Below are 15902 nucleotides of genomic sequence, written 5' to 3' on the forward strand. Positions count from 1 at the left end.
GTTTATTCATCCTCTCCCACTTCAAAGGTAACGTGGTTCTCGATCCACTCGCGACGAGGCGGAACTTTGTCTCCCATCAGCACCGTCACGAGTTTTTCACAGTGAGCGAGGTCTTCAAGCTCGACTTTGATGAGTTTGCGCGTTTCCGGGTCCATTGTCGTTTCCCACAGCTGATCGGCGTTCATCTCACCCAAGCCTTTGTATCGTTGTACTTCTGCACCTCGTCCTACCCGCTTGAGCGCCTGCTCCAGCTCCTGATCGCTCCAACAGTAGATCGCTTCCGTCTGCTTGCCTTTTACCTGTTTTTTCACCTGGTAAAGCGGCGGCTGGGCGATGTACAAGTGGCCTGCTGCGATCATCGGACGCATGTAGCGGAAAAAGAAGGTGAGGAGCAGCGTCTGGATGTGGGAGCCGTCGACGTCCGCGTCTGACATGATGATGACTTTGTCAAAAGCGCAGTTTTCGATGTCAAACTCTTCCCCGATATCCGTCTCCAGTACCTCCAAAATCGTCCGAAATTCCTCGTTTGCCAACACTTCGGACAGCTTGGCCTTTTCCGTGTTCAACGGTTTTCCCCGCAAGGAGAACAGCGCCTGAAACTCGGAATTGCGCGCTTGCTTGGCCGAGCCGCCTGCGGAGTCACCCTCGACGAGGAACAGCTCGTTGCGTTTGGAATCGCGGTATTGCGGAGGGGTAAATTTTTCCGAGATCGATTTGCGTTTTTTCGCCGTCTTGCCTTTCTTGTCTCCGCGCAAAGCTTCGCGCTGTTTGCGCAGCTCCTCGCGAATTTCGGCAGATCGCACTGCCTTGTCGATCAAAAGCTTGCCTATTTCCGGATTTTCCTCGAGGAAGAAGCCCAGCTTTTCTGAGACAATTTGTTCGACGATTGCCCGCGCTTCTTCGTTCCCCAGCTTGTCCTTGGTTTGGGACTCGAACTGGACATCAGCCATTTGCAATGACAGCACTCCGAGGAAACCTTCCCGCAAATCGTTTCCCGTCAGATTGGGATCTTTGTCCTTCAAGTACCCTTTTTTCCGCGCAAATTCGTTGAAAATCCGGGTCGTCCCGTTGCGGAAGCCCGTTACGTGCGTACCGCCGTCTGTCGTGACAATCGAGTTGACGTACGATACGAGCGTCTCTGCATAACCGTCGTTGTATTGAAACGCCAGCTCGACGTAGACGTTGTCTTTTTCTCCCTCGAAATAAACGATGGGGTGCAGCGTGTTTTTGCCCTCATTCAAATAAGAGACGTACGATTTCAAGCCATCCTCGAAGTAAAACTCTTCGCGTTTTTTCTCCGGTCCGCGCTCGTCGATCAAGACCATGCGCAGCTTTTTCAACAGAAAGGCGGTCTCCCGGAAACGGTCGCGAATCGTCTCGTAATCAAAACGCGCGCTGCCAAATACGGCTTCGTCCGGCAAAAAGCGCACAGTCGTTCCCGTTCTTCTCGTCGTACCTGTCACTTCCAGATCGGTAACCGGCTTGCCGACATGCTCGACGCCTTTTTCATCGACCACGTAAGCGAAGCGTTGCTTGTGCACTTTGCCTTCCCGGTGGATTTCCACCTCAAGCCATTTGGACAAGGCGACCACGACGCTGGAGCCTACCCCGTGCAAGCCGCCGCTTTTTTTATATCCGCCGCCGCCGAATTTCCCTCCGGCGTGGAGTGTCGTAAAAATGACTTCGGGAACAGGCCGTCCCGTTTTATGCATCCCGGTCGGAATCCCCCGGCCGTGGTCTTCTACGCTGACGCTGCCGTCCTTGTACAAAGTAACGATGATCGTATCATTGACGCCAGCCAACGCCTCGTCCTTGGCATTGTCGACGATTTCCCACAGGAGATGGTGCAAACCTCTGCTTCCGGTAGAGCCTATGTACATCCCAGGACGTTTACGGACGGCGATCAGGCCCTCCAGTACCTGGATATCTTCCTCGGTATAGGTCAGTGTATGTAGTGTGTCTGTTTCCTTCAATCGCGCTCTCCCCTCTACTAATTCGAAAAGCGTCCAAAACTTGCTGGCGTTTTGGTAACCGCGCAGGTCATCGCCTGTTTTTCGCAAAAACCCCTTGCGATCCACCTAGGGAATTTTTCACAGAAAAAAGCGAACACTTAATCGCTATTGTACCGTATGCTTCCCATAGTATTCAACGCCAGTCACAAAATGGGGCAAAAAAACCACCCCGCCCTAGCGAGATGGCCGATCACGCACCGCATTCACTCCAGCATATGACGCTTCTTCATTAGTGTAGCATTTGCAACAAAGCAAGGTCAAAGCGAAGCAACCTCGCTTGCTCTTACTTATTTTCTTGGTTGTTTTGGAAAAACCCTTCTCTTCTGCCGGAAATTATTCCCGCTGTGCTTTTTTTCGCATCAAGTGTGGCCTGCGGCGAACTATTTTCCATTCATCGTGAACGCTCCGGCGGGCATCCTAGTAAGGCATCGATTCCTGAGCCGACATAGGGGGGAACAACTTTGATCAGTGCTACCAAGCCGTTTGTGAAGTTTCATCGCTACGATCAGGAGCTGGTTTCAGATATCCAGGCGCTGAATTCGTCCGGCTATCATAAGGATGACATCTGGGTGCTGAAATGGAATCCCGATAAAAACCACTCGAACCAGCGCAACAATTTTTATAAATACAGCACCCACTTCGAGAGTGCCGTAGGAGACATCGACAGCAAAGCCCACTTTTTTGACAATGGCGGCGAGGAACTGCGCACCCGTCTGGAAAAGCTCGGGCTGACCAAAGACGAATGCTCCGCGCTGGTCAGAGAACTGCAAGAAACGGATTACACCTGCCTGTTGGTCGTGCGCGATCTCAAAGACAATATTATTCAAATGAAAAACTGAGACGTCAAAAAGCCACTGCCTGGTCATTGACACCAGCAGTGGCTTCTTCATGCGTACGAGTGCCGCTTGCTTCCTGGGGGCAACCCGATTATTCGCCTTTGTCGATCAGTTCAATGCCTTCCAGAACCTCGTTCAGCTTCGCGTAAACAACGCCTTCCTCGTCTTCTTCCAGCGGAACCATTTCGCCGCCGTCAACTTGGAATACGAAGATGTCTACTTCTTCATCGAGGTCTTCTTCTGCCTCTTCATCTTCGATTGCTTCCGTCAAGGCAATATATTCTTTACCGTTCAGGTCAAACATCGCGATTACTTCAAAATCACCCAACGGTTCACCGTTTTCATCGTCCAGCGTAATGATATCGCCCAATTCGAGGTCTTTGTTATCTTCTGTCAATGCGTTCACGTCCTTATGCTGATATTGGTTCTCTACACCATCATACCGTTTTTTTCCGGCAGAAGCAAACGGGCAAATGGCGCTATCCGATCGGCAATCTGATTTCAAAGGTCGTGCCTGTCCCTTCACCGCTACGCACGCTAATCGTCCCGCCGTGATTGGCGATAATTTTGTAGCTGACCATCAAGCCGAGGCCCGTCCCGTTCGGCTTCGTCGTGAAAAATGGCTCGCCGAGCTTCGCCAGCTGTTCCTGGGAAATCCCGCAGCCCTGATCGGAAAAGGCGATGACCATCGTCTCCCCTTCCACAGCCGCCGTCACCTTCACTTCCCCGCCGTTCGGCATCGCTTCCACCGCATTTTTCAGCAGATTGAGAAAAACTTGCTTCAGCTGGTTTTCCTCGCAGACAATCGACGGCAGGTTTTCGGCGTAGCTTGTGATGATTTGGACATTGTGCATAATCGCATGTGTGTCCGCGATCATGACGATCTGCTCCAGAAGCGGGCGCATTTCCCGCTTGCGCTGGAGGATAACCTGCGGCTTGGCCAGCACGAGAAATTCGCTGATAATAAACTCGATCCGATCCAGTTCGGACAGCATGATGCCAAAATATTCGTCCTTGCCCTCCGGGTACGCTCGCAGCAGTTGGACAAACCCTTTCAAAGACGTCAGAGGATTGCGAATTTCGTGAGCAACGCCTGCCGCCATCTGGCCGATCACCGACAACAATTCCGATTTGCGCACAAGCTCCTCCGCTTGCTTGCGCTGGGTTATATCCTGCAAAATGCCGATGACCGCCGGTTTGCCTCTGTACATGCTCGTTTTTTGCAAAACTTCGACATCGATCCTGCTGCCGTTTTTACACAGCCCGCGAAACTGATAGTGGATATTGGAACGATCGCCGTTCAATCTTCGCTCCTGATGTCCGTGAATGATCCCGCGCTCTTCCTCGATGACCAGATCAGAGGCGGTCATTCTCACAAGCTCTTCCTGGCTGTATCCAAAAATGTCCCCCAACCGCGGATTGACGTAAACAAACCCTGGCTCCTCGACATATGCGATGTAAACGCCGATCAAAGTGTCCTCGACCAGACTGCGGTACAGCTCCTCTGCCTCTTGCATCTGCTGTTTCATCAGCTTGTATTCAGTAATATCCGTAGCTGAACCGATGATTTCCGTAACGACGCCGTCATGGCTGATCGGGGTTAATACCGAGGCAAAATACCGTTCGCCCAGAACGAGTTCATACTCTACAGTCTGCCCGGCAACGGCTACCTGGTAGTAAGGCAGGATATACTCTACATCGGTTTTGCGAAAAATATCCTCCATGCGCATGCCTTTCAATGCATCCGTGTGAATCCCGTACTCATGCGCAAGCTTCCCTTCCGACAGCTCCAAGATAAACTCGTCCTGTTCATTCCGAATGAATTTGAAAATATGGTTATGTACGTTTTGGATAATATGGAGCCATTCATTTTTAGGTGAAGCAGCTCCAGCTTCGACGCCTTGTGCACGCAACGAGCATTCACCTCTTCGGTCGTAAGGATATGGACAAATTCACCACAGAAGTCGCATTTCCTCTTTTTTCCGTCTAACCATCCATAAGCATTCGCGTATACGCCATGAAGCACTGAGCACATCTGCCATTTCCATGCATGCGTCTTTTGACAAAAAAACAACCTACCGAAAAGGGCAGGTTGTCCGTTTTTACTCGCTATACTCTTGCAGCACGCCTTTTTCCAGCAGAAACGCTTCTTCTGCTTGCAAAATCGTGATGATCGCTTCCCGCTGCACGTACATGCCGGCAGATGCTAGACGACTTTCAATCGATCTGAGCATTTCTTCAAAATCGATGATTTGCACTTCTTCCTGTTTGCTCACAAAACATACCTCCTTTTCCAACACATCCATCTCATTTTACACGACCAGACGCTTTCTTCCAACTCCACCATCTGCGGCGGATCGGTTTCAGCAAATAAGCGCTCCAAACTACGAGGAGCAAGCCTAGCACCACATACGTGCAGGAGAAAAACAGCCACGGTGAAAACGCCAGCTGCTCGGAATGATCCAACGACTCTCCCAAAATGCCGAACAGGACAATCACCGGGTTCATCCCCGCCAGCACTTGCAGCTCGGGCAAATTCCAAACTCCTTGGTCCGGGTACATGTCCGGATAGCTTTGCTGTAGCCATTCCCCGATGAAAAAGAACAACAGCCCGGTTCCGACGACGAAAAAGAACGCGATTCCGTACGCTGTAATGGTGCTGATCGAGGTGCGCTTGATCCAGGTAGAGCAAAACAGTCCAAGCGAGCCCAAAAAGAAAATATTGACCGCCAAAAACAGGATCAGCTGGGCCAGTTGTTCCGGCGACACGCTGCCGTACAGCATGACGATACTGTATAGCGGCATCGACGCGACGATCAGCAGTGTCGAAAACGCAAGCGATGTGATCAGCTTGCTCCAGACGATCGTAGTCGGCGACAACTGTGTCGTCAGCAAAATGTGCAGCGTCTGCCGTTCACGCTCCCCGCTGATGGCGCCTGCGGTCAATGCCGGAGCCACAAAGCAGACCATCGCATAATGAATCGCTGCGGAAATAAGAAACAGATTGCGGTTCTCGCCCAACGCCTCGGCCTTCAGCGTATCCGTCAGCAAAAAACCGAGCGGAATGCCGCCCATGATCAGCAAATAAATGGCAAGGATGCACACCGTTTTGCGCGAGCGAAATCGCTCTCTCATCTCTTTGACGAGAATCGGATTGAAAAGGAAGCCGTTCATTCCATACCGACTCCTTCCGTAATCGCCAAGAAAACATCTTCCAAATTTTTCTTCGCGTCCCCGTAGTAGACGACAGCCACTTGCTCATCCATCAGCTCTTGCAGCAACTCTGCTTTTTCTTGCTCGGTTCCTTGAAAATAAAAGCGGAAACCGCCCATGTATTCCTCTAGATGGTTGACGAGCGGCGAGCTTTCGAGCAGCAGCGCTGCCTTGTCCAGATTGCGCAGCGCCCGCAGCTGCATGACGCTGCCACCTGTCTCGCGATTGCTCACTTCGTGGACGGAGCCGCAGGCGATTAGCTTGCCGTGTTCGATCACTCCGATATCATCGCACAGCTCAGCCAGCTCCGGCAGGATGTGCGAGCTGATCAAAATCGTCTTGCCCATCTCCCGCAGCTGCTTGATGATTTCCCGCAGCTCGATGCGTGCGCGCGGGTCCAGACCGGAAGCAGGCTCATCCAGAATCAGGACAGCCGGATCGTGCACGAGACACCTCGCCAGACCGAGCCTTTGCTGCATTCCGCGCGACAAAGAATCGACAAAAGCATCCGCTTTCGGCGACAGGTTGACCAGTTCCAGCAAATCGGCGACCAGGGATCGCCTGTTTCGGGCAGGAATTTTAAAAGCGCCTGCGTAAAACTCCAAATACTCGACTGCCGTCAAATTGTCGTACACGCCAAAGAAATCGGGCATGTATCCTATCGACTGGCGGACGCTGGCCGGATCTTTGCGGACGTTGTAGCCGCACACATACGCCTCCCCTTCGCTCTGTTCAAGCAAAGTAGACAAAATCATCATCGTTGTCGATTTGCCAGCGCCATTCGGACCGATGAATCCGAATACTTTTCCCGGTTCGATAGCCAAATTCAAGTCTGACAAGGCTTGCAGGGTTCCGTAGCGCTTCCCAAGATGCACGGTTTCAATTACCATTTTCTCACCCCTTCAACCTGGAAGAATGGCACAGGCAGCGACAAGCGCGACGGTCCGTCATTGGAAAAGCGCAGCAGCAGCGTATGATTCACGGTCAACGCATCCTGAAGCTCCCGATCCAGCACGAGCTTTGTTCCCCGGTCAACCAGGCGCCATTTCCCGCTTTTCTGCTGGAAATACTCCACCCGGAACGGACGGTAGGAACTGTGATCAAGCGGAACAAGCAAACGCTTCAGGTCCAAATTCGTCATGTCGGTGCGCAGTTCAAAAGTGATGCTGCCTTTTCCAAGCTGCCACAAATAGCCATTGATTGAATCGTAGTCTCCCGTCGTTTCCAGCAGATCGACGTTCAAAAGCCCGTAAGGCATTACCACATTCCCGTTTTCTTGCGGCTTTAGCTGTACCGTCTGGTTGACGACATTCCAGTAGTACGACTGATGCGGCTCCTGCATTTTCATCAGCGGAATCGGGTCTGTCGTGATCCCGATCAAGCGAACCTGACCGCCCTGTCCATACCCGATGACGTTCTCTTGCATCTCTTTTCGTCTCTTTTCAGGCGAATCCGCTTCTTCCTGAAGTTGATCGCGCGGCATAAACAAGGCTTCCACCGCTCCGTCAATCTGTTTTTCTTCGCCTTTTTTCAATGCTCCGATCGGAATCCGCTGCAAGCCGACTTCGATGTACGCCTGCTCGTAGGAGTAAAGCGTATTGTTCTTCACTTGCCCGACAATCCGGTTCTCCTCCACATGCACGTTCACGTCAAAAGCTCCGATCTCTCGCAGCACCCCAAACCCGGTCGCCTGTTTAGGAGTCAGGTAAGGAAGGTTGCGGTAAGACAACAGGCGCGAGCCATCTGTCAGCCCTTCCGGCTCGTAATCCCTGCGGCCCTGAGTCAAAGGCACAGCCACGATGGAAGGCTCCACAATCACATCGTAGCCATCCTTGTCGACGGACAAAAAGGTTGCGGCCGTTCGGGCCCTGGCCAAATGTTCGTCCAAAATGTTGATTTCCGAAACCGTATAGCTGGCATTCGTTTTCACCACCAGCGGTTTTCCAAACGCGAAAATACCGATAGTCAACAAGACGGCAACCCCTGGGATGATTCCCCACGCCCACTCCCGTCTGCCGATTCTTTTCAGCACGATGTAAGCCAAGGGGGCAACCAGCAGCACGTATCCGCCCCACAGGACGACCATCCAAACAGGCGTCGGAGTCTGTACATCGGGGATTTTCTTGCTCAACTCCAAAAAAGGCCGCGACATCTGATCCAGGTAGCGCTTGTTTTCCAAAATGGTCGTCGCGCCCTGCTGCACCATGACATTTTGCCAGAGCGGCAAGTTGTGCTGCCAGGAAGCAAGCGGCTCCAAAGTCACATCGTAGTTGACGAACAACAGCAGTCCTTTTCCGCTGGGCTTGGCAACAAACAGCGGAAAATCTTTGTTGTAAACAGGGATATTCCCGGGTGGAGCAGGCTTGTCGTCCATGTATATCCGCAGCGCATCCGCTATGTTCACGCTTCCCTTGTTCCCCGGCGGGATCGGCAAAATGTCTGCGAACCTTTGCACCAGCCCATCCTGCTCGGGACCTGCGGACAAGATGACGACACCGCCGAGCTTGATCCATTCCTTGATCGCGTTCAGCTGTGTATCGTTAATCGGCGTCTCCTGCTTCCCGCCGATCGCCAGCACATCAAGGCTCTCCAACATCCACGACTGATCAGGCAGCATGTCGGGAGATACCGTTTGGACGGAGATCGACCGATTTTGCTTCGTCTGGGAAGCATTTACCGCCAGAAAATGAAACGCGTTGCCTCCCTCGTTCACGACGCCGATCGTCTGGCCGTCCTTTGGGTAGGGGAGGCGCAATTTCTCTGATTTGATCACCTGTCCATTTTGTGTCACCTGGATGTACCAGTCATCGAGCAACAGTTGCACAGGCAAATCAAAAAACAGAGTAGTGCTTTTGCCTTTTTCCAACTTCACAGGCTGGCGCAAGTTCGTTTGGCGCTGATTTTTTGCCAAAGGGTTTCTCGACAGTTCCACGAAGCCCGCAACATCTTTTTCCTGACTGGAAATCGTCACGCCGACCCGCGCCCATGATTCATACTTGATCAAGCCGCTCATCGGCATGTTTATTTCTATATCCACGTTGTTCTCTGCCGACGCTGGCTGTCCCAAAAAACAGACCCATGCCACGACAAAGGCCAACATCCAGCTCCTTCTCATGCTTGTTCCTCCGCTCGTTATCGTGACGCTAGTGAGACAACCAGCTCAACAGGCTGACTTTCCCGCGAAATGAGCAAGAGTTGCTTGCCTTTCGCTGCCCAATTGCCGCGAACAAATTCAGCAGCAGACTGGTTGCGCAAATGCAGCTCTCTGTTCACGAAAGACTCGTCTCCCAGTTCGGCCTCCATCAACTGGCCATCCGCTTTGGTATAAGTAAGCTCGTGCTCTGAACGCCAGGAAGCCCACTGCCCCTGCCCCAGTATCGTGATCAGCCCCGTCCTCATTTCCATGACAGCGATCTCTCCATCCTTGTGCAGTGACAGGAAACGGCCATCAGGCGACCATTCCGGCTGAGATCCTTCGGCGAGCTTCCATTCCTGAAACGAGATGGTGCTGCTGACCCAAATTTCATCCATGCCGTTTTTCGAGCGCGTATACGCAAGGGAGTCGTCGTGCTGCGACCAACTCGGAGAGCTGAAAGCTACCCCTTCCTCTTCCTTGAGCAGACGGCTGCTGCCCACATTGTATGTCGTTGGCAAATCGACGAGCCAAATTCGGGACGTCTGCTCAACTTGCTCGACAACGGCGATCTGCTTGCCCAAATTGGACCACGCCACTGCCACATACTTGCCTTTCGTTGGCGGCAATTTGAAAGTGACAGGCTTAGTTTCGCTGTCAATCGGGATGGTCCGCAACTCGGACGACTGGACAATGTAAGCGATTTGCGTGGCAGATTTATCAATATCCACCTGCTCTACAGTCGCCTCGGCTGGAAGTGTGAGCACATCCTGTCTGTTTATCGTCACCGAGCTGTCGCCCCACCATAACAAATAAGCGCCGATGAGCACTACGGCTGCCAGGACAGTACCACCGGACCAGACCCACTTTCGCTTCATCCACGGTCGCTCCGGTTGTGGCTGAACCTTTTTCGCTTCCAACTCTTTCATTCGTTCCAGCAACTGCTTTTTCAAATCAGCCTTCAACTGATAATTGACGGGAACAGAACGGCGCATGCGTTTTAAATGGGTCAGGAGTTGAGCTACAGTCTGATCATCGGTATGACCTTGGGGGTATTTCTCCTCTTCTCTCACTCGGAGTCCCCCCTTTCGTACATCTTCTGAAGTTTTTGCAAGCCCCGATAGGAGATCATTTTGATGCTTGATTCTGTCTTACCCAGCACCTCAGCAACCTGGCTGATTTTCAAATCGGCAAAATAACGCAGCATGAGAACGTCCTTCTGATCCTGCGACAACAAGTCGAGCCGGTCGCGAAGCAGGCGAATTTCCTCGTTGGTCAACGCCTGCCGCTCCGGCTGCCAGGTATCATCCGGCTCAGCTCCCAAAAAATCTTCCTGATCGACGGGAAGCTCTCTGTTTTTTCGCATGAAATCCACGTATGTATTGTGCGCAATGCGAAAAATCCAAGAGGCAAACGGACTTGTTCTGCTATATTGTTCAAATTTTTCCAGCGCTTTCAAAAAGACCACGGTGGTCAAATCGTCGGCATCCCACGTACTCTGGACACGGCATCGCAAATAACGATTCACGCGATCAAAATACTCGTCGTACAGTTCTGTAAATGGACGAGATTCGTAATAGTCTCCAGATGCTTGGTCCGATGATTGCGCGGGACGCTGTATCGCCATTCCCATTGCGGTTTTCCTCGGTTTCTCCCATTTTGTTGCATCGAGTCAAGATACATAAGCCTCGTTCATCCTGACTCCATCCTACCTAATTTATACGATCAGCCCGCCAAGAAGTTACAAGGTTCCCTGCTTTTTTCAATTAATTCCTTAAAGCACGGGAAAGCTCGCTGACAATGTCGTCGACCGCTTCGATCCCTAAAGACATGCGCACCAGTCCCATCGTAATTCCGGTCGCCAATCTCTGCTCCTCGGTGAATGCCCGATGCGAAGTCGTAACCGGATGGGACACGCTCGTCTCTACCCCAGCCAGAGATGGCGCGAATTGGATCCAGTCCAGTGCGCGGTAAAAGTCGTAAATCTTGCTCTCTTCCTGGAGCGTGAAGGAAACCATCGCCCCTTGCTTTGGCCTTGTGAAAAAGGAAGTCGCTTCGTCGCCCGGATAGTAGACGCGGCTAACAGCAGGATGGCTTTGCAAGAAACGGGCCACTTCCTTTGCATTGTCGCACTGCCGTTCCATTCGCACTGCCAATGTTTTCAGACCGCGCGCCGTCAACCAAGCTTCGAACGGACTGAGGGACGCACCGTAATTGACGACGATTTCGGCTGCGCGTTTCACCAGGGCACGGTTCCCGACCAGAACACCGCACGTAACGTCACTGTGTCCACCGATGTACTTGGTTCCGCTGTGAACAACGAGATCGGCGCCAAACGCGATTGGCTGCACCAAATAAGGCGTGGCAAACGTGTTGTCGACCATGACAGTCAGACCGAGTTCTTTCGCCTGACGAATCCACTGCGGCAAGTCGACAACCGTGAGCAACGGATTCGTAATCGTCTCCAGGAAAAACAGCTTCGTCGCCGGGCGGACATGATCGCTCAGCCTGGTGCCCTGATCCAGTACAATGCACTCCAGCTCGATGCCGAACCGCGACAATTCCTTATGCAAAAGAGCGTAAGTGCCCCCGTATATTTCATGCGATGCGAGTACGTGATCGCCAGGGGAAAGAATCGAAAGCAGGCCAGCCATGATCGCTCCCATGCCGGAAGCCGCACTGACTCCAGCCTCTGCCTGTTCGAGCCGGGCGATGGCATCAGCCAGTTCTACCTGATTGGGATTGCCGTTTCGCGTATACAAATATTCGCCTTCACCAGCGTAATATTTTTCTACTTCCTCCAAGCCGTCGAAGGCAAAAACAGATGTCTGATAGATCGGCGTAGACTTGCTTGTTACCTGTTTCAAAGGTGAATGCCCAATATGTACCGTAGCTGTTTCGAACCGTTCTCCCACATCAATCACCCTTTTCCTCCCATCATACCACGCCACAAGCGGGACAGACTACCCGATTGGCATTTGCCTGTCCATTTATGCTATAATTCGAAACCGAACCACCCTAATGGCAAGAAACAAAGGAAGGTGCACAAGATGAAAAAGTTTTTCATGACCCTGTTCACATGTCTGATGGCAATCGCCTTGGTCGCGGGTTGTTCCAGTGCGAAAAACGAAACCGCTCCGACACAACCGACTGCGCCAACTGAAAAACCTGGCTCCAATGAGCCTTCCCAACCTGCTGCTCCTACCGGGGAAAAGAAGTACGAGAAAGCCCCTGACATGCAGATCGACAAAAACAAGTCCTACCAAGCGAAAATCTCTACGACGATGGGCGACATCACGATTGATTTGTTCGCCAAAGACGCGCCTGTCACTGTCAACAACTTCGTCTTTTTGGCCAAAGACAAGTTTTATGACGGCGTTATTTTCCACCGCGTGATCCAAAATTTCATGATTCAGACCGGCGATCCGCTGGGAATCGGAGTTGGCGGCCCGGGCTACACGTTCCAGGATGAGTTGAAAAACGGCCACAAGTACGAGCCTGGCGTTGTTGCGATGGCAAACGCCGGAGCAAACACAAACGGCAGCCAATTTTTCATCGGGTCGGGAAAAGATGTAGAAGGTTTGGAAAACGCGCCAAATTACACGATTTTCGGAAAAGTCGTGGGTGGCATGGACGTCGTGCAAAAAATCGCAGCCACAAAAGTGAAACCGAACCCGCAAACAAATGAACCCAGCTCTCCAGAGCAAACGATCAAAATCAATACAATTACGATTACGGAAAAATAAGCCTTTGTGACTAGCTCACACCAAACACCACTGTCTATGCGCAGTGGTGTTTTTCCTTGCAAAAACAAGATTTTTTCCGCTCCCCTCGTCTTCTTCTCCCCTGTATTCATCCATCTCTTCCAGACAGTAAATAGTCCTATGGAACCAATTTCCTCTTGCACTTCGCATACATTGTCGCTAGACTTGCAAAAGACCCGATTCGCTTCCGCACACAAAAGCAAAAAGCGAAAAGGAGTGGTTCTTACCATGAAGACACGAGAAGCGCGAACGCGCTTTTTCTTCTTTCTCAACAGTTTTGCCTTGCTTCTTCTCTGCCTGTTCGTCACGCCGACGAGCGCAATGGCACCTCATTCAAAGGGAACGCCGTCCGCGTCCGCTCTGGCAGATGTAGTCCAAACAGCAACAGCACCTGTGCCGACAGCCAAGAAGCAAACAAAAATGTCTATCCCTCAAACGCAAGCAAAACGCGATCATATCCAAGTCAGTCGAGATGATCGCCGCAAAGTGATTCGCCATGGAAACGTAAAAATTTCAGATAGGGATATGGAACTGCTTGCCCGGTTGGTATATGCGGAAGGCCGGGGTGAACCGTATGAAGGACAAGTAGCGATTGCTGCTGTCGTATTGAATCGGGTAGCTTCATCACAATTTCCAAATACGGTGCGGGAGGTTATTTTTGCTCCCAACGCATTCTCGCCTGTCCAAAACGGCAGACTCTCGTCGAGAACGAACGAGAGCGTCAGAAAGGCTGTCGCGGATGCAGTGAATGGAAAGGATCCGACAAACGGTTCCCTTTATTTTTTCAATCCTGATACCGCAACATCCAAATGGATTTGGTCCAGGCCCCAAACGGTCGTGATCGGAAATCACCGCTTCGCCCGATAACGCCGAAAAATTTAATAATGATTTATTTTTATTTTATTGCGACTTTACTTTTGTCTGTTATCTTTTCATTGTAAGCACTTTTTCAACGCATTGAGAAAAAGTTCGATGTTCTTCCTAGAATGACTTCTTTAACGTAAGCATGGGTAGATCGATTTTTCCATCTAAATATGCCTACGCTAACAGTAGCTGGCTATTGACTGTGTTGGGTGAGAGCAATCCGGTCATGTGCGCCAATCGTTCATTTTCTCAATCGCCCCCAATAATTAGGCATTCCCACGCCGGGAATGCCCCTTTTTTTGCTATTTGCCTTATTCATGCTGGTTCTCTCCTTTTCGCGCTAGAAGCCGTAGACCGACATTCCGCCATCGACCGCAATCGTTTGCCCCGATATGTAACTGGCCGCATCCGAAGCGAGAAAAATCGCAGGACCAACCAAATCTTCGACATCGCCAATTCTTCCGCTCGGCGTCCGCTGCAGCACTTCTTGCAAAAAAGCTTCATCGTCGAGCAACGCTTCCGTCAGCGGCGTGCGGAAATACCAAGGTGCGATCGCGTTGACATTCACGCCGAATTTGCTCCATTCCAACGCAAGCACTCTCGTCATCTGGATGACACCCGCTTTGCTCGCCCCATAAGCGACTCCCGTGCGCAGCGCAACAAGTCCAGCCACGGATGCGATATTCACAATCCGCCCGTAGCGCTGTTCACACATGACTTTTCCGGCCGCCTGACTGAGAAAAAACGCTCCCTTCAAATTCAGATCGACAACCCGATCCCATTCTTCCTCGTTGACCTCATGCGCTTTTTTGCGAATGTTCATCCCGGCGTTATTGACCAAAATATGCAGGCCGCCCAGTGTCTCCAGCGTCTCGGCCACTACTTTTTCTGCTGCACCTGCCTCGGTCAAATCGGCTGTAATCGGCGTAGCTGCTCCCCCGCTTGCCTGAATCTCCTGGACCACTTCCTGCAAGTCCGCTTCTGTGCGCGCGACAACGGCAACCTCTGCCCCCGCCTCGGCCAAGCCGATCGCCAATGCTTTTCCGATGCCTCGTCCAGCGCCTGTTACGATCGCTTTTTTGCCTGTCAAATCAAATCTCGTCATGATGTTCCCTCCATTCGTTCTCTCGTACTTCTCCATCCATCGCCTTTTCCCCTGTCTTTTGTTACAATATACCTGTAGGGAAAGGAGGCAGTCCGTTGCGCTTGTACAGTCAAATGACACTCGCTGAGCTGCAGGAAGAGATGGAACGCCTGCACGTGGAAGCCAAGGAGAAAAAGAAACTGGGTGACGAGTCCCAGCTTGCCATCATTACGCAAAAGTATTTCATGGCCAAGTCGTATTATTTGGGGACGAAAGAATTTCGCATTGGCGGAAAATACAGCGTTGCCGAATACGACCAGCCATTTACGATTGATTATTTCAACGGTGTATTCGCCTGGGGACGCTTCCCTGATTCGGATGAGCAGACAGGCTTTCCGGTAGGGATGCTGGAACTTTGGTTCGACTAAGCAAAAAGAGATCCGTGCATGCTGCTGCCATGCCTGATCTCTTTTTTCGTATGCGGCAACACAAGCCGTGCCCCATCTGGATATACTACTGGCAAAAACGAAAGCGGGCACAACCAGCATGGATGTCATTAACCTCACTCTGCTCCTCTTGCTTGCGCTCGGCATCGTCGGCAACAACGCGACCGTCTCGATCGCCGTAGCCATCCTGCTTTTGATGCGGCTGTTTTCGCTCGAACGCTATTTCCCGCTGCTTGAGCAGCATGGCTTGCAAGTAGGCATTATCATCTTGACCATCGGCATTCTCGCGCCGCTCGCAAGCGGAAAAGTCAATCCGGCTTCCGTGCTTGCCCTGTTCACCCATTGGCATACGATTCTGGCGATCATCATGGGGGTGTTTGTCGCCTACCTGGCGGGAAAAGGAACCGATCTGATGTCCGGCAATCCGCTCATTGTCACGGGCTTGTTGCTGGGAACGATCATCGGCGTCACCTTTTTCCGCGGAGTCGCCGTCGGCCCGCTGATCGCCGCCGGAATGCTCGCTTTTCTCCTGCAATTTTTGCCCAAGTAA

Annotated in this window: 16 protein-coding genes; 5 read left to right on the top strand and 11 right to left on the bottom strand. The window is 51.8% G+C overall.

Annotation, left to right across the window (positions count from 1 at the left end):
• Positions 1-2: 2 nt before the first annotated feature.
• A complete protein-coding gene (locus DEP07_RS06125; protein WP_122965493.1) occupies positions 3-1973 on the bottom strand; it encodes a DNA gyrase/topoisomerase IV subunit B in 1971 nt (656 codons plus the stop codon).
• A gap of 500 nt (positions 1974-2473) precedes the next feature.
• Between DEP07_RS06125 and DEP07_RS06130 the strand changes: the two genes are divergently transcribed.
• Positions 2474-2851 (top strand): general stress protein, encoded by a 378-nt coding sequence (locus DEP07_RS06130; RefSeq protein WP_122965394.1) that lies wholly within the window; start codon positions 2474-2476, stop codon positions 2849-2851.
• A gap of 88 nt (positions 2852-2939) precedes the next feature.
• Here DEP07_RS06130 and DEP07_RS06135 read toward each other — a convergent pair whose 3' ends face one another.
• The 9 genes from DEP07_RS06135 to DEP07_RS06175 form a co-directional block, all read right to left on the bottom strand.
• The gene (locus DEP07_RS06135) at positions 2940-3245 is read right to left on the bottom strand and encodes a DUF1292 domain-containing protein (protein WP_063228520.1); all 306 of its coding nucleotides are present in this window, start codon (positions 3243-3245) and stop codon (positions 2940-2942) included.
• An 82-nt stretch (positions 3246-3327) separates the two neighbouring features.
• Positions 3328-4761, bottom strand: a complete 1434-nt coding sequence (locus tag DEP07_RS06140; protein ID WP_122965393.1) for an ATP-binding protein — start codon at positions 4759-4761, stop codon at positions 3328-3330.
• 189 nt (positions 4762-4950) lie between these two features.
• Entirely contained in the window at positions 4951-5154 is a 204-nt protein-coding gene (locus DEP07_RS06145) for a hypothetical protein (RefSeq protein WP_122965392.1), read from the bottom strand.
• Between the two features lies 1 nt (position 5155).
• A complete protein-coding gene (locus DEP07_RS06150) occupies positions 5156-6022 on the bottom strand; it encodes an ABC transporter permease (RefSeq protein WP_122965391.1) in 867 nt (288 codons plus the stop codon).
• On the bottom strand, positions 6019-6951 hold the full coding sequence (locus DEP07_RS06155) for an ABC transporter ATP-binding protein (protein WP_122965390.1): 933 nt from the start codon (positions 6949-6951) through the stop codon (positions 6019-6021). The genes DEP07_RS06150 and DEP07_RS06155 overlap by 4 nt, the downstream gene beginning before the upstream one ends.
• Positions 6945-9176 carry a hypothetical protein gene (locus tag DEP07_RS06160; RefSeq protein ID WP_173596561.1) on the bottom strand — a complete coding sequence of 744 codons (2232 nt, stop codon included), beginning with the start codon at positions 9174-9176 and terminating at the stop codon, positions 6945-6947. The genes DEP07_RS06155 and DEP07_RS06160 overlap by 7 nt, the downstream gene beginning before the upstream one ends.
• Positions 9177-9193: 17 nt before the next feature.
• Entirely contained in the window at positions 9194-10267 is a 1074-nt protein-coding gene (locus DEP07_RS06165; protein WP_287102264.1) for a TolB family protein, read from the bottom strand.
• Positions 10264-10827: an RNA polymerase sigma factor gene (locus DEP07_RS06170; RefSeq protein ID WP_063228514.1), complete on the bottom strand. Its 564-nt coding sequence runs from the start codon at positions 10825-10827 to the stop codon at positions 10264-10266. Before DEP07_RS06170 ends, DEP07_RS06165 begins: the two co-directional genes overlap by 4 nt.
• 133 nt (positions 10828-10960) lie before the next feature.
• On the bottom strand, positions 10961-12118 hold the full coding sequence (locus tag DEP07_RS06175; RefSeq protein WP_429827553.1) for a trans-sulfuration enzyme family protein: 1158 nt from the start codon (positions 12116-12118) through the stop codon (positions 10961-10963).
• A gap of 126 nt (positions 12119-12244) precedes the next feature.
• Between DEP07_RS06175 and DEP07_RS06180 the strand changes: the two genes are divergently transcribed.
• Positions 12245-12940, top strand: coding sequence for a peptidylprolyl isomerase (locus tag DEP07_RS06180; protein WP_287102265.1), 696 nt, complete (start codon positions 12245-12247; stop codon positions 12938-12940).
• 246 nt (positions 12941-13186) lie between these two features.
• Entirely contained in the window at positions 13187-13825 is a 639-nt protein-coding gene (locus tag DEP07_RS06185) for a cell wall hydrolase (protein WP_122965385.1), read from the top strand.
• 337 nt (positions 13826-14162) lie between these two features.
• Here DEP07_RS06185 and DEP07_RS06190 read toward each other — a convergent pair whose 3' ends face one another.
• Positions 14163-14927: an SDR family NAD(P)-dependent oxidoreductase gene (locus DEP07_RS06190; protein ID WP_173599489.1), complete on the bottom strand. Its 765-nt coding sequence runs from the start codon at positions 14925-14927 to the stop codon at positions 14163-14165.
• Positions 14928-15022: 95 nt separating this feature from the next.
• Between DEP07_RS06190 and DEP07_RS06195 the strand changes: the two genes are divergently transcribed.
• Together DEP07_RS06195 and DEP07_RS06200 are read left to right on the top strand one after the other, a co-directional pair.
• Positions 15023-15334, top strand: a complete 312-nt coding sequence (locus DEP07_RS06195) for a YfhH family protein (RefSeq protein WP_063228508.1) — start codon at positions 15023-15025, stop codon at positions 15332-15334.
• Between the two features lie 118 nt (positions 15335-15452).
• A complete protein-coding gene (locus DEP07_RS06200) occupies positions 15453-15902 on the top strand; it encodes a DUF441 domain-containing protein (protein ID WP_122965383.1) in 450 nt (149 codons plus the stop codon).

The organism is Brevibacillus sp. (genome assembly GCF_003521185.1).
Classification (GTDB): Bacteria; Bacillota; Bacilli; order Brevibacillales; family Brevibacillaceae; genus Brevibacillus; species Brevibacillus parabrevis.